This window comes from Myroides sp. LJL119 (assembly GCF_054871605.1).
Genome location: NZ_JBTXLO010000013.1, coordinates 27,893 through 41,510 on the forward strand (window position 1 = coordinate 27,893; position 13,618 = coordinate 41,510).

13 protein-coding genes are annotated in these 13,618 nt (G+C 33.3%); 3 read left to right on the plus strand and 10 right to left on the minus strand.

From position 1 onward, the window contains the following. Nucleotides 1-14 precede the first annotated feature (14 nt). Nucleotides 15-395, minus strand: coding sequence for a 30S ribosomal protein S12 (gene rpsL / locus ACYSNV_RS11745; protein ID WP_002987523.1), 381 nt, complete (start codon nt 393-395; stop codon nt 15-17). 548 nt (nt 396-943) lie between these two features. Here rpsL and rlmB point away from each other — a divergent pair. The 3 genes from rlmB (at nt 944) to ACYSNV_RS11760 (ending at nt 4,142) form a co-directional block, all read left to right on the plus strand. Further along, complete coding sequence (gene rlmB / locus ACYSNV_RS11750; protein ID WP_461762737.1) at nt 944-1,678, plus strand: 23S rRNA (guanosine(2251)-2'-O)-methyltransferase RlmB; 735 nt, start codon at nt 944-946, stop codon at nt 1,676-1,678. A gap of 3 nt (nt 1,679-1,681) precedes the next feature. Continuing rightward, on the plus strand, nt 1,682-2,728 hold the full coding sequence (locus ACYSNV_RS11755) for a hypothetical protein (protein WP_461762738.1): 1,047 nt from the start codon (nt 1,682-1,684) through the stop codon (nt 2,726-2,728). A 136-nt stretch (nt 2,729-2,864) separates the two neighbouring features. Next, nucleotides 2,865-4,142: a replication-associated recombination protein A gene (locus tag ACYSNV_RS11760; RefSeq protein ID WP_461762739.1), complete on the plus strand. Its 1,278-nt coding sequence runs from the start codon at nt 2,865-2,867 to the stop codon at nt 4,140-4,142. Nucleotides 4,143-4,489: 347 nt separating this feature from the next. Here the strand turns inward: ACYSNV_RS11760 and ACYSNV_RS11765 are convergent, their stop codons facing one another. The 9 genes from ACYSNV_RS11765 to hpt form a co-directional block, all read right to left on the minus strand. Beyond that, nucleotides 4,490-5,191: a YjjG family noncanonical pyrimidine nucleotidase gene (locus tag ACYSNV_RS11765; protein ID WP_461762740.1), complete on the minus strand. Its 702-nt coding sequence runs from the start codon at nt 5,189-5,191 to the stop codon at nt 4,490-4,492. A 32-nt stretch (nt 5,192-5,223) separates the two neighbouring features. Next, complete coding sequence (locus ACYSNV_RS11770) at nt 5,224-5,655, minus strand: JAB domain-containing protein (protein ID WP_461762741.1); 432 nt, start codon at nt 5,653-5,655, stop codon at nt 5,224-5,226. Between the two features lie 81 nt (nt 5,656-5,736). Further along, nucleotides 5,737-5,916 (minus strand): hypothetical protein, encoded by a 180-nt coding sequence (locus ACYSNV_RS11775; protein WP_461762742.1) that lies wholly within the window; start codon nt 5,914-5,916, stop codon nt 5,737-5,739. 27 nt (nt 5,917-5,943) lie between these two features. Continuing rightward, nucleotides 5,944-7,428, minus strand: coding sequence for a potassium/proton antiporter (locus ACYSNV_RS11780; protein WP_461762743.1), 1,485 nt, complete (start codon nt 7,426-7,428; stop codon nt 5,944-5,946). Between the two features lie 6 nt (nt 7,429-7,434). Continuing rightward, nucleotides 7,435-8,793: a UDP-N-acetylmuramate--L-alanine ligase gene (locus tag ACYSNV_RS11785; protein WP_461762744.1), complete on the minus strand. Its 1,359-nt coding sequence runs from the start codon at nt 8,791-8,793 to the stop codon at nt 7,435-7,437. Nucleotides 8,794-8,971: 178 nt separating this feature from the next. Continuing rightward, on the minus strand, nt 8,972-11,125 hold the full coding sequence (locus ACYSNV_RS11790) for a S46 family peptidase (RefSeq protein ID WP_461762745.1): 2,154 nt from the start codon (nt 11,123-11,125) through the stop codon (nt 8,972-8,974). Nucleotides 11,126-11,256: 131 nt separating this feature from the next. Continuing rightward, on the minus strand, nt 11,257-12,258 hold the full coding sequence (gene obgE / locus ACYSNV_RS11795; protein ID WP_461762746.1) for a GTPase ObgE: 1,002 nt from the start codon (nt 12,256-12,258) through the stop codon (nt 11,257-11,259). Nucleotides 12,259-12,331: 73 nt separating this feature from the next. Continuing rightward, entirely contained in the window at nt 12,332-12,910 is a 579-nt protein-coding gene (locus ACYSNV_RS11800; RefSeq protein ID WP_461762747.1) for an adenylate kinase, read from the minus strand. Nucleotides 12,911-12,943: 33 nt separating this feature from the next. After that, a complete protein-coding gene (gene hpt / locus ACYSNV_RS11805) occupies nt 12,944-13,477 on the minus strand; it encodes a hypoxanthine phosphoribosyltransferase (protein ID WP_461762748.1) in 534 nt (177 codons plus the stop codon). Nucleotides 13,478-13,618: the final 141 nt, after the last annotated feature.

Genomic DNA, 13,618 nt, shown 5'->3' on the forward strand with positions numbered 1-13,618 from the left:
AAACGTTTATACGATTATTTTTTGTCTTTAGGGCGTTTTGCACCGTATTTAGATCTTCTTTGAGTTCTACCGTTTACTCCAGCAGTATCCAAAGCTCCACGTACAATGTGGTATCTAACACCTGGCAAATCTTTCACCCTTCCTCCTCTAACTAATACTATCGAGTGCTCTTGTAAATTGTGTCCTTCTCCTGGGATGTAAGCGTTTACTTCATTACCATTTGTCAAACGTACCCTTGCAACTTTACGCATTGCAGAGTTAGGTTTTTTTGGCGTAGTAGTATAAACACGTGTACAAACACCTCTTCTTTGAGGACAAGAATCCAAAGCAACCGATTTACTCTTCTTAGTCAATTGGGTTCTCCCTGTTCTTACTAATTGTTGAATTGTTGGCATAATGTTTATTAATAATTTCTACAATATATTATCCCGCACTATATACGGGGTTGCAAATGTATAAACTTTATTTTATTTTTCAAAAGGCAAATCACTAATTTTCAACGATATTATCATTTTTTTTTCATCAACACTATCTCAGGTTTAAGTAATAAGGATTTTGTTAACAACAAAAACTAAAACATCTGAATACTAGAGTCTTTTATTATTCAATTTTTTACTTTGCTATTTTTTTATGGCAAACAACAATTTAAATATTTAAAATTCGATAACTTTATTACACAAACAGGATTATTTGGTAAATCATTGAATCTTTACTTATTTCTAGGCTAACAATAAAAAATATAAACCTAATACATATGAGTAGATGCAACTTATTTGATATTAATAATATTCAAATAAAAATGCAATTAAAATCAACAGATTTATAAATTACACTTTTACCGGAGCTATATCTTGTAAATCCCATCGAAGAGGATTCAATTATATTTACCCCTGCATATGTAATTCTACAGATTATTATAATAAAATATATTTACCTTTGCATTATGGAACAAGACAATCAAATATTTGGTATTCGCGCTATTCTCGAAGCCATTGAAGCAGGAAAAGATATTGATAAGGTATTCATCCAAAAAGATGCTAGCGGGGAATTAATGTCATCATTATTAAAGACCCTGAAAAAAAACAATATCAACTTCTCGTATGTACCAATTGAGAAATTAAATCGACTTACTAGTAAAAATCACCAAGGCGCAATAGCCAGTATATCACCAATAGGATTTGTATCTATAGAAACTTTAGTGGAACAAGTACTAGAAAAAAAAGATAAACCGCTATTTCTAGTTTTAGATCAGTTATCGGATGCAAGAAATTTTGGCGCAATAATTAGAACTGCCGTATGTTGTGGTGCCGATGGAATTATTATTTCAAAAAATGGTGCTGCTCCAGTAAACGGTGATACAGTTAAAACATCTGCAGGTGCAGTATTTAATATACCAATCTGCAAAGTTGATCACATAAAAGATGCTGTTTTTTACTTGCAAGGCTCTGGTGTAATTACCTTAGGCGCTACTGAGAAAGCAGAGCAATTAATTTACGATGTCGATTTAAATCAACCCCTTGCCATAATTATGGGAAGCGAAGATAGAGGAATTAACCCATCTGTCCTGAAGATAATAGACCAACAGGCAAAGCTGCCAATGTTTAGCGTTATTGACTCTTTGAATGTCTCAGTAGCTTGCGGTGCTTTTCTATATGAAGCAATTCGTCAAAGAAGATAAATTTTGAAAGATATAAAAGCCTTAAAGAAAAAGCCAAACTTCCAAATAAGCCCTAACCTTAGGGCCTATTTGGAAAAGTACGAGCGCATTACAACCACTAGCGTCTCTTATGATGATTTAATGAGGTTTTCTGGATATATAAATCTGGAAGACAAAAATGGCAATGACACTTTATGGTTAAGAGTGTATTATCCTGAGTTCGAATATAAAGAAATAGAATCCGCTCTTACAAGAATATACACTTATTTACATTCTGATGGAGATGAAGACTCCCTCCCTTTTCTAACAATTGATAGTATAGATTACTGCTCTTTTGGCAATTCCAAACCTTTTCGTATAAAAGTTAGAAACATATTAAATGATAATTTCACTAATCTTTATATAAAAAAAGCCGATGCTTCTAGAATATATGGTTTAGAAATAGAGGAGATGCTGTCCCCGTATACAATGAACTATTTGGTACATAATAACACCTTAATAGAAGAACATATCTTAGGTATACCAGGTGATGTATTTATTAAAGAACATTTAGAGCATTGCACAGATTTAGAAAAGTCCCAAATAGCAAAAGAATTTGTAAAATTCAATGACAAATGCTTTATTGGTCTACTAGGAGATATGCGTTCTTATAATTATGTGGTAATTCCAACTCATGATTTTGATCAGGTGAACTATAAAATTAGAGCAATTGATTTTGATCAAGAGGCCTACGAAGGAAACTACAAATTTTATCTTCCTCAATTTTATAAGGAAAACTTCGCAATGGTTGATATGGTTTTAAGAAGATTAAAATCAAACTCTATTGGGCAATATCGAAAAGAAATAAGATCTGTTTTAGTTAGAAGGCTTATGAGTAATAAAAAAAGAGCTAATGATCTTTTAACAGTTATGAAAACAGATACCATCTCTACTTCAGATAGAGTTTTAGAGTTAAAAATGAGCCTATTTAAAATCACCAAAGATATCAAATTTAAAAACTGCACCTCCATGGGAGAGATTTTAGATACCGTTTTACAGTTTGTAATACGCAATTATAAAAGCAGTCTATAATCATAACCGCCTAATGATTTAAATAATATTATCTGAACCCAATCCAGTACTAGCCGATAAATTTCTGAAGAACTTTAAATCATCTATGTAAGTTAAAAAAAGCATTGTATTTTTGAACTATTAAATCATACAAATTATGGATGCACCTTTAGCCGAGCGAGTAAGACCAAAAACACTAGATCAGTATGTTAGTCAATCCCACCTTGTAGGTGAAAAGGGAATTCTAACTAATCAATTAAAAATAGGCTTTATACCCTCAATGATTTTTTGGGGTCCCCCAGGAACGGGTAAGACAACCTTGGCAGAGATAATTGCTCAACAAAGTGAGCGTCCATTTTATGCCCTAAGTGCTATTAACTCCGGGGTAAAAGACATCCGTGATGTCATTGAGAAAGCCAAAAAAAACACTGGCTTATTTACAGCTAAAAACCCTATATTATTTATAGATGAAATTCATCGCTTTAGTAAATCTCAACAAGACTCTCTATTGGGAGCCGTAGAAAAAGGTTGGATTACATTGATAGGTGCAACTACTGAAAATCCAAGTTTTGAAGTAATTCCCGCCTTACTTTCTCGATGTCAAGTTTATGTTTTGAATCCATTTACAAAACAAGACTTAAACGATTTATTACTTCGAGCTATTGAACAAGACCTATTACTAAAAGATAAAGAAATTATCTTGGAGCAAACAGAAGCTTTATTTAGATTATCGGGAGGTGACGGTCGTAAGCTACTTAACACCTTTGAATTAATTGTAAATTCATCTACTGAAAATAAAATTATACTCACCAACGAGTTAGTTACCCAAATTGTTCAAAAAAACACAGTTCTGTACGACAAAACAGGAGAGCAGCATTATGATATAATATCAGCTTTTATAAAATCTATCAGAGGAAGCGATCCCAATGCCACGGTATACTGGTTAGCACGAATGATTGAAGCTGGGGAAGATCTAAAGTTTATAGCTAGGCGATTAATCATCGCAGCATCCGAAGATATAGGTAATGCAAATCCCACTGCACTGATAATGGCCAACAGTACATTTCAAGCCGTTTCAGTTATTGGGTACCCAGAGAGTAGAATTTTATTAAGCCAATGTGCGATATACCTGGCAACATCACCTAAAAGCAATTCAACTTATTTGGCCATAGGCAAAGCGCAACAAACAGTTAAGCAAACAGGAGATCTTTCAATTCCCTTACACCTAAGAAATGCTCCTACTAAGTTAATGAAAGAATTAGGTTATGGTCAAGAGTATATGTATTCACATGATTACCCAAACAACTTTGCTTTTCAAGAATTTCTGCCCGAGCAACTTACTGGCACTATCTTTTACCAGCCAGGAAACAATACTAGAGAGAATTCAACACGAGAGTTCCTGTTAAATAGATGGTCAACAAAGTACAATTATTAAAGAAAAACCAAAATTTTGTAATTCCAACTTAAACAATTCACTTCTTCTAACCTTACACTCTAGCCAATAAAAACTTTCTTGTGCTAATTGTATCAAGGTCAGTCATCCATAAATCACTAAGTACAAATCCGTACTATTTTCGGGAATAAACATAGCTTTCCAAGGTGGAAAATAAGTAATGAAAACACTACTTATTACTAACTCTTACAAGTTGAAAGAAATATATTGTTCAAACACACATGAGGGCAAAAGGCAAAAAAATAAAAGGCAAAGTTTCTATAACTTCACCTTTTATTATTTATTTAGAAAACCTAACTTATGTTAAATTTGAAATTATTTACTATTTTTTAAAGATATTTTTTTATATCTATTAATCTATTTACTTGTAGAATTTCTAAAGAGGTTTGTTTATTTAACTCGTTATAAAAGATTGCATCTATTCCTGCTTTTTGAGCCCCTTGAACATCTGCTAAAAGATTATCTCCAATCATAATACTATTTTTAGCAAGGGTTTTAGCACTAGTTAAAGCAAAATTAAAAATCTCTACATCTGGCTTTTTTACTCCCGCAATTTCAGAGTCTGTAATGGTTTGGAAAAAATCAACTATGTTAGAATTACGCAGCTTTTCATGCTGAACCTTATTAAAACCATTAGTAATAATGTGCATATTGTAACCTTTTGTTTCTAAGTATTGCAAAAGGTCGATTGCCCCATCTAACAAATAATTATTTTGTGGCAAATAATCTAAGTACTTATCTGCTATCTCTAAGATTTCTTTATTCGAGACATTATGTGACAAACACTTTAAAGTATCAGAAATTCTACCAATTCGCAACTCCTCACGAGAGATCAAATTAAGACTATATTTATCCCAATATGTAGCATTAATATCTACATAGAAATTTAAAAAATCTTCTATCTCAAAAGGCATGTGGTACTCTTTAAGCACCTTGTCAAAGGCCAATGCAGAGTTTTTCTCAAAATCCCAAAGGGTATGGTCTAGGTCAAAAAAAATATCTGTTTTATCAACAAATCCTGTTTTACTCATCTTATTTAATATTCGAATTTCCAATATTTACTTTACACTATCAAACCTTCATCAGCGAAACTGTAATACCCACAATTACTAATAATTAAATGATCTAAAACTTTCAAATCTAATATTGCAGCGGCTTCACTAATTTTCTTTGTTAAAGAAATATCTGCACGACTTGGTTGTAACTTCCCTGAGGGATGATTATGTATTAAAATTAACCCTATACCACCATGAAGTAAGGCCTGTTTAAAAAGCAAGCGTAAATCCACTAATGTAGCAGTTATGGTACCTTTACTTAAAAAAACTTCCCTTTTTACAACATTGGCATTATCCAGTAACAATACCCAAAATTGCTCGTGATCAATATCTCTTAGCTTATCTATCATAAACTCATAGACACAATGACTACTGATAATATTTTTACCAATAGTCTGCTTTTCACTCAACTTGCGTCGATATAATTCAAAACAAGACATTAACCTAACTATCTGATCCCGGCTAAAACAATCTAACTCAGATAGTTCTTGAAAGCTTTTATGAAACAAATCATCTAACGTTCAGTTACTGACCAGGTCAAGCTTTCCAGAGACCTCTAAAAGTTTAATCTCCCTAAGACTTAAACCTAAAATAAGGAATAGCAAGTCCTTATTACTTAATTCTTGTTTTCCTTGTTTAAACATATCCCCATAAATTGAAGTATGTAAAAGGCTTTGAAAATTCTTAATTTGTTTACTCATATTTGACAATAATAGTTACCTCTATTACTAGTCAACTCCTAAAACTGTTTCTCCACGAAAGAAAGCAGTAGTTTTTCTCTTTTCTTCTCGATCACTTGCTAAAAATACAATTTTATCTCCAGATTCTATAATAGTTGAACCATTAGGAATAAAAAATCTCTTATTTCTCCTAATCATTGCAATAATAACACTTGAAGGCAAATCTATATCCACTAAACTTTTTGACACTACTGGATAATAATCTTTTACATCTACAATGGACATTAAAGTCATTTCCCTTTGATCTAAATCTAAAGCCAACTGCTCTTTAAGCTTTTCTGTTTCTGGTAAATCGAGTTTGAGCCACTTAGCAAACAAAGATATTGTGCTACCTTGACATAAAATAGATATTAAAGTAATGAAAAACACAATATTAAATATTGTATCAGCCCCCTTAACACCTGCCACCATTGGATAAGTAGCAAATACAATTGGTACAGCTCCACGTAGTCCTACCCAGGAGACAAAAACTTTGGTTCGCAAGTCAATCTTAAAAAATGCTAGGCAAAGAAACACGGCCACAGGTCTTGCTACTAAAATCATAAAGATAGAAACCGCTATTCCTATGCCAGCAACTGCTATTATCTCTGAAGGAAAAACTAACAATCCAAGAGTAAGGAAAAGGACAATTTGCATAATCCATGCCATACCATCAAAGAATTTAATAATTTGTTTTTTGTGTATAATTTTAGAATTTCCCAGTACAAGCCCTGCCAAGTATACGGCTAAAAAACCATTACCTTTAATAATATCCGTAAAAGAAAACGTAAAGAACATTAAGGCTAAAACACTTACCATATAAAGGCCTTCATATCCTAAATCTAACTTATTAAGTACAAAACGACCAACTTTCCCCATTATATAACCAACAGCAACACCCAACAACATTTGGAGTGCAAAGGCTTCTAATACATCTGCCCAATTGGTATCGGGTATTTGCATAAAACCTATGACAGTAATGGTCAAAACATAAGCCATTGGATCATTACTTCCACTTTCCAATTCTAACATGGGTCTGATATTATTTTTAAGCCCTAAACCCTTTGATCTTAAAATCGAGAAAACAGCAGCCGAGTCAGTTGACGATACAATAGATCCTAGTAGTAACGATTCTAGGAAACTAAAAGGTGATACATAATAAACAAAACCTGCTACGGCAAAAGCCGTTATTAATACTCCTAAAGTTGACAGAATGACGCCTTCCCTTGCAACGGGTCGGATATCATCTCTGTGTGTATCTAATCCTCCTGAGAACAGTATAAAGTTTAATGATACCATTCCTACAAATTGGGTTACGATGGGGTTATCAAAGTAAATTCCCCCTATTCCCTCCGAGCCTGCTAACATTCCAATAAATAAGAACATTAACAAAACGGGAATTCCAAATTTAAAGGAAGTTCTACCAGCTAAAATACTGATAAATAAAAGTACTGAACCAACTAATAAAATATTCTCAGGAGTAATAGTATTCATATATAATTAAGTTATTCTATTTTGTATAAAATTATTTAAATCTAAACCGCCATAGTTTCCAGAACTCATAAAAAGTAAAACTGTTTGGTTTAAATCTATGGTTTGTAAAAAAGCGTCAAAATTTTGGGAATGGCTATAAACTAACAAATCTTCCTTAGAAAATCCATTTCTAATTTCTTGTTCATTCAAAGCATTAATTTTTTTAATTTTCAATGCTTCTTGAGAGAAGAAAACCACTGCTTTATCCGCCGAATCTAAAGTTGAGTTGTAATTAATTAAAAAGTCCTTATTTAAACTACTATAGGTGTGCAATTCCAATAAAGCAACTAACTTCTTATTGGGGTACTGTTTTTTTACTGCCTCTACAGTAGCTTTAACTTTTGAAGGAGAATGAGCGAAATCTTTAAAAACGACAACCTCTGGTTTATCCACCAACTTCTCTAACCTCTTAGAGGCTCCTTTAAAACTTGCGATTGCTTCGTAAAAATCCTCCTCATCTACACCCATATTTTGGCATACCCATTTTGCGCCTTGCAGATTACTAAGATTATGTTCACCAAAAATTTCCAATGGCATATCACCATCAGGTGTCTGTAAATAGGTTATTCCATTTTCGATAAAATGCTCTGCAGTAGAATATGGAATTTTTCGAATCGGATTTAAACTATTTGAAACCAATGCATCTAAGACTGAATCTTGTTGGTTATAGACTAAAATCCCACCATCGACAATCTTATCAATAAAAGTGGAAAATTGTTCAATATAATTCTCTAAAGTAGGAAATACATTTATATGATCCCATGCAATACCACTAATCAAAGCTATATTAGGTTGATACAAATGAAATTTAGGTCTGGAATCTATAGCCGAACTTAAATACTCATCACCTTCAATTAAGATGAATTCATTCTTATTTGTTAAATGAACCATACGCTCAAATCCCTCTAGTTGAGCTCCAACTAAATAGTCAATAGAGATATCATGATAGCTCATAACATGTAATACCATAGCAGTTATTGTCGTCTTTCCATGAGACCCTCCAATTACCACTCTAGTTTTCCCTTTAGATTCTTCAAAGATAAATTCGGGATAAGAGTATATTTTCAAACCCAATTCTTGGGCTTTTAATAATTCAGGATTATCAGACCTAGCGTGCATCCCTAAAATAACGGCATCAATTTCTGTGTTAATGTTTTCTGGAAACCATCCTAGGCTTTTTGGCAAAAGACTTTTTGCTTTTAATCTACTTTTAGAAGGTTCAAAGATAATATCATCACTACCTGTTACAAGGTCACCTCTTTCGTGCATAGCTAAAGCTAAATTATGCATTGCACTACCTCCTATTGCGATAAAATGTATACGCATTATTATATATTTTTGATAGATTTTGTTGTTTAACTGTAAAAATACAACTTTATTAGTTTACACAAATTATATAAACCTACTTATGACTGAAAACCAAAGGTATTTTCCTGATAAATCATAACAAAGTAGTATAAAACAAAAAAGGTGCCTAATCACCTTAGGCACCTTGTATAATTATTTAATTGACAATGGTTAACTCATCTATAATATTTTGAGCTCCTGCATACTTATCAATGACAAATAACACATAACGTATATCAACATTAATAGCTCGCTGGAGTTCTGGGTCAAAAATAACATCCCCTGCCATAGCTTCGATATTCCCGTCAAAAGCCAATCCAATTAATTCTCCTTTACCATTTAAAACTGGAGATCCAGAATTTCCACCAGTAATATCGTGATCTGTTAAAAAGTTTACCACAAGATCACCATCTTTATCTGCATAAATCCCATAATCCTTGTTTTTCTCCAACTCTATCAATTTACTTGGATTTTCGAATTCCTCATCACCGGCAACATGCTTGGCTATAGTTCCTTGTAGAGTAGTATACCAATTCTCTTTAGCATCATTGACTTTAGCTCCACGTGGCAAGGCTCTAACAGTCCCATAAGACAACCTTAAAGTAGAGTTGGCATCTGGATAAAATTTTGCCTCTGGGTTACTTTTTTGCAAACCATCTACAAATAGACGGTACGCTTTCAAATAGGAGTTCTCTAAAGTTGCTAACTCTTGACTCTTGTAACGATAAGTTTCCATTAAAGCATTACTTAACTTTAACAAAGGATCGTTTTTAAGCACTTTCTCAGATGGTTTGGCTAAAAAGCGATTCATGGCATCTTTATTTGCAAAAATACTCTTTGCAAAAGCTTGATCTATATACTTTTCAAAATCACCTTTGTATTTTTTTTGAATTTCACCAACATAAGTACTAATAGGATAGCCCTGACTTTTTGTAGCATATAACTCTAATTGCTTGGCTAACATTTCTTTTTCTAAATTTTCATTTAAATTAGAATAAATCCCGTCAATATAATTTTGAAAATCAGCTAATTCACTTTCTTGCTTAGTTTTACCCAATCCAACAAACTCTTGCACTGGCTTAACCAAACGACTAGGAAGTCCAACCATTGCTGAAGTCCTAATCATCGTTGTAAGATAATTATCATGCCTTGCCTTTTGGTTAGTTGCTTGATAATACGTATTTAAATCATTGATTACATTACCATATTTTTGCACATTCTCAGGTAAGTTAGCCCATTGTTGAAAAGCATTTTCATTTTCCGTTTTCGCAGCTACTGTTTCATGCTGAGTCAGCGCATCGATCATCCCTTGTCTGTTTTTCCAATAATTTGCTACTCCAGCATATTTAGAAGCATATGCTAGTCGAACTTGGTCATCCTTATCCATATGCTTTTTCATCACATCCATACCTAACTTAGAACCTTCTACCCAAGCAGGATAGGCAAATTCAATATTTTGATAAACTCCTTGTGCTGGCATCCAACGATTAGTTCTACCAGGGTAACCTAATATCATAGCAAAATCACCTTGCTCAATACCCTTTAAAGAAACGGGTAAATGATGCTTAGGTTTCATAGGAATGTTATCAGGTGAATACTTAGCAGGATTTCCTTGTTGATCTGTATAGACACGGAAAATGGAAAAGTCTCCCGTATGTCTAGGCCATTCCCAGTTATCGGTATCCCCACCAAACTTTCCAATGCTATTTGGAGGTGTACCCACTAAGCGTACATCATTGAAGTCTTCGTAAACAAAGTAATAATATTCATTTCCTTGGAAAAAAGATTTTACAGAAACAGTATACTTACCATCTTGATCATTTTCACTTTGAATTTTTGCAATTTCTTGGTTAATAGCTTTTTCACGATCTTGCTCACTCATAGAGTCGTCTACTACTCCTAAAATACGATCAGTCACATTATCCATGCGTACGAAAAACCTTACAGATAAACCCTTTGCTGGTCTTTCACTTTGCTTATCTTTTGCCCAAAAACCATTTGTCAAAATGTCATCCTGCGGAGTTGCTAAATCTGCTATCTTATCATAACCACAATGGTGATTGGTAAAAACTAGTCCCTCACTTGAAACAATTTCGGCAGTACATCCTCCATCAAATTGTACAATAGCATCCTTTAAAGAATGGTTATTAATACTATAGATTTCCTCAGCAGTTAACTGAAGTCCCATAGTTTCCATATCACGCTGGTTTAAGCGCTCAATAAACATCAAAAACCACATACCTTCATTAGCCCTAATATTTAATGGTGCCAATAAAAACAAAGTGGTTATTACTAAAATGATTTTTTTCATAATTACCTATACGTATTTTAAAGTAGCTAATATACTTTTTTCTCAACAAATCACCTAACTAAAAAACATTCCTAATAAAAAAACCGACTTATATAAATAAATCGGTTTCTTCTCCACGAGAGTAAATGCTATTACCTATTTAACATTTTCCACAACTCGTCTTTTAATTCGTTTAATCCTTGCTGTGCAACAGCCGAAATAAATAAATATGGTATACCTTGGAATCCCTTATCTAATTCGGGTTTTAATTCTTGTTTTAACTCTTGATCAAGCATATCACTTTTAGTAATTGCCACCAATCTATCTTTATCAAGCATCTCCGGATTATATCTTCTTAACTCATCTAATAATATTTCATATTCACCCACAATATCTTTAGCATCGGCAGGAATCATAAACAATAAAGTAGAATTTCGCTCTATATGTCTTAAAAAATAATGACCTAATCCCTTACCTTCTGCAGCACCCTCAATAATACCAGGAATGTCAGCCATTACAAAAGATTGATGATCTCTATAGGCTACAATTCCCAAATTAGGTTTTAAAGTAGTAAAAGGATAATCTGCAATTTTAGGCTTAGCCGAAGTCAATACAGAAAGTAACGTAGACTTCCCTGCATTTGGAAAACCAACCAAACCAACATCTGCTAAGACTTTCAATTCTAAAATAATATCTAATTCTTGACTTGGAATTCCAGGTTGTGCATATCTTGGAGTCTGATTGGTTGAAGTCCTAAAGTGCCAGTTTCCTAAACCACCTTTACCACCTTCAGCAACAATACGTTTTTCTCCATTTTTGGTAATTTCAAATAAAACCTCACCAGTCTCCTTATCTTTAACAACGGTTCCTAATGGCACCTCAATATATCTATCCGCTCCATCAGCTCCAGTACTTCTAGAACTTCCTCCATCTCCACCATGCTCAGCCTTAATATGTCTGGCGAACTTTAGGTGATATAACGTCCATAAACCTTCGTTGCCTACAATGTAAACATGTCCTCCACGTCCACCATCTCCACCATCAGGGCCACCTTTTTCAATAAATTTTTCACGGTGTAAGTGTGTAGATCCCCTACCTCCTTTACCTGAAGCTACATATATTTTTACGTAATCGACAAAATTTCCTTCAGTCATATTCCTTAAATTATTTATTTAATTGCCTATTGCTCTTTCTCTAAGTAATTTTTCGTACTTATAAAAAATACAATTATTTTAAGATACTATCAATCGCTTTATTTAATCTTTGGGTAACCTCCTCAATGCTACCAATTCCATCCACTGCACTATACTTATTTTGCTTGGTATAAAAATCAATTAAAGGTGCAGTCTTTTGGTTATATTCCTCATAGCGATTTCTAATTTTATTTTCATCTTGATCATCACTCCTGCCACTTGTTTTACCTCTTTCCAAAATACGTGCTACTAGCACATCATCGTTTGCATCAATCCCAACAGTACCAGCAAAAGTTATATTTCTTTCCTTTAATAATTGTTCTAAAGCTTGAGCCTGCTTTATTGTTCTTGGAAAACCGTCAAATAAGAATCCTGCTTTATCCATATTTTTCGCAACCTCAGCACCCAACATATCTATAGTAAGAGAATCAGGAACCAATTCTCCATTATCCATAAACACTTTTGCTTGCTTACCCAAATCGGTTTCGTTTTTTAAATTATAACGAAATACATCACCTGTTGAAATATGAGTCAGATTATACTTTTGCTTTAAAAATTCTGCTTGTGTGCCTTTCCCTGCACCTGGTTTTCCAAATAAAACTATTGCAATCATTATTTATTTTTTACCTGTTACTGTTTGGTTTAATTATTCTTTAATTTGATATATTTCTGGTATGTTACGACCGTGCTTATTATAATCCATACCATAGCCTACTATAAACTTATTTTCAATTTCAAAAGCCACGTAATCTAAAGCGATATCTTTATCATAAGCCTCCGGTTTTAAACACAAAGTAGCGATTTTCAATTCTTTAACTCGTTGTTGATCAAATAGCCTTTTCAAGGCTACAACCGTATTTCCAGTATCTACGATATCCTCGACTAAAATTACCACTCGATTGGTAACGTCGATATCTAAGCCCAATAACTGATCCACTTTATTAGTTGACTGAGTCCCTATATAAGAGGCCATCTTAACGAAACTCATCTCACAATCTCCTTTGTAATACTTAACAAGATCAGAAAGCACCATAAAAGATCCATTTAAAACTCCTATAAACACAGGAACTTCACCTTGTACATCTTCTAAGATTTGTTTGGCTAACTCTTTTAATCTACTTTGAATTTGATCCCCTGATATAAAAGGGACGAATTTCTTATCTAAAACTTGTATTTCCATGGCATTGAATATTGCTAATGTGCAAATATACAAAAACAAAGGCGTTTGTTTTGTTTTACTTTTAAAGGATTTGCTTACTATTTCTTAAAATAATACAGACAAACCAATACCATGTTACTCTAGCGCATTGCCAGAATTAAA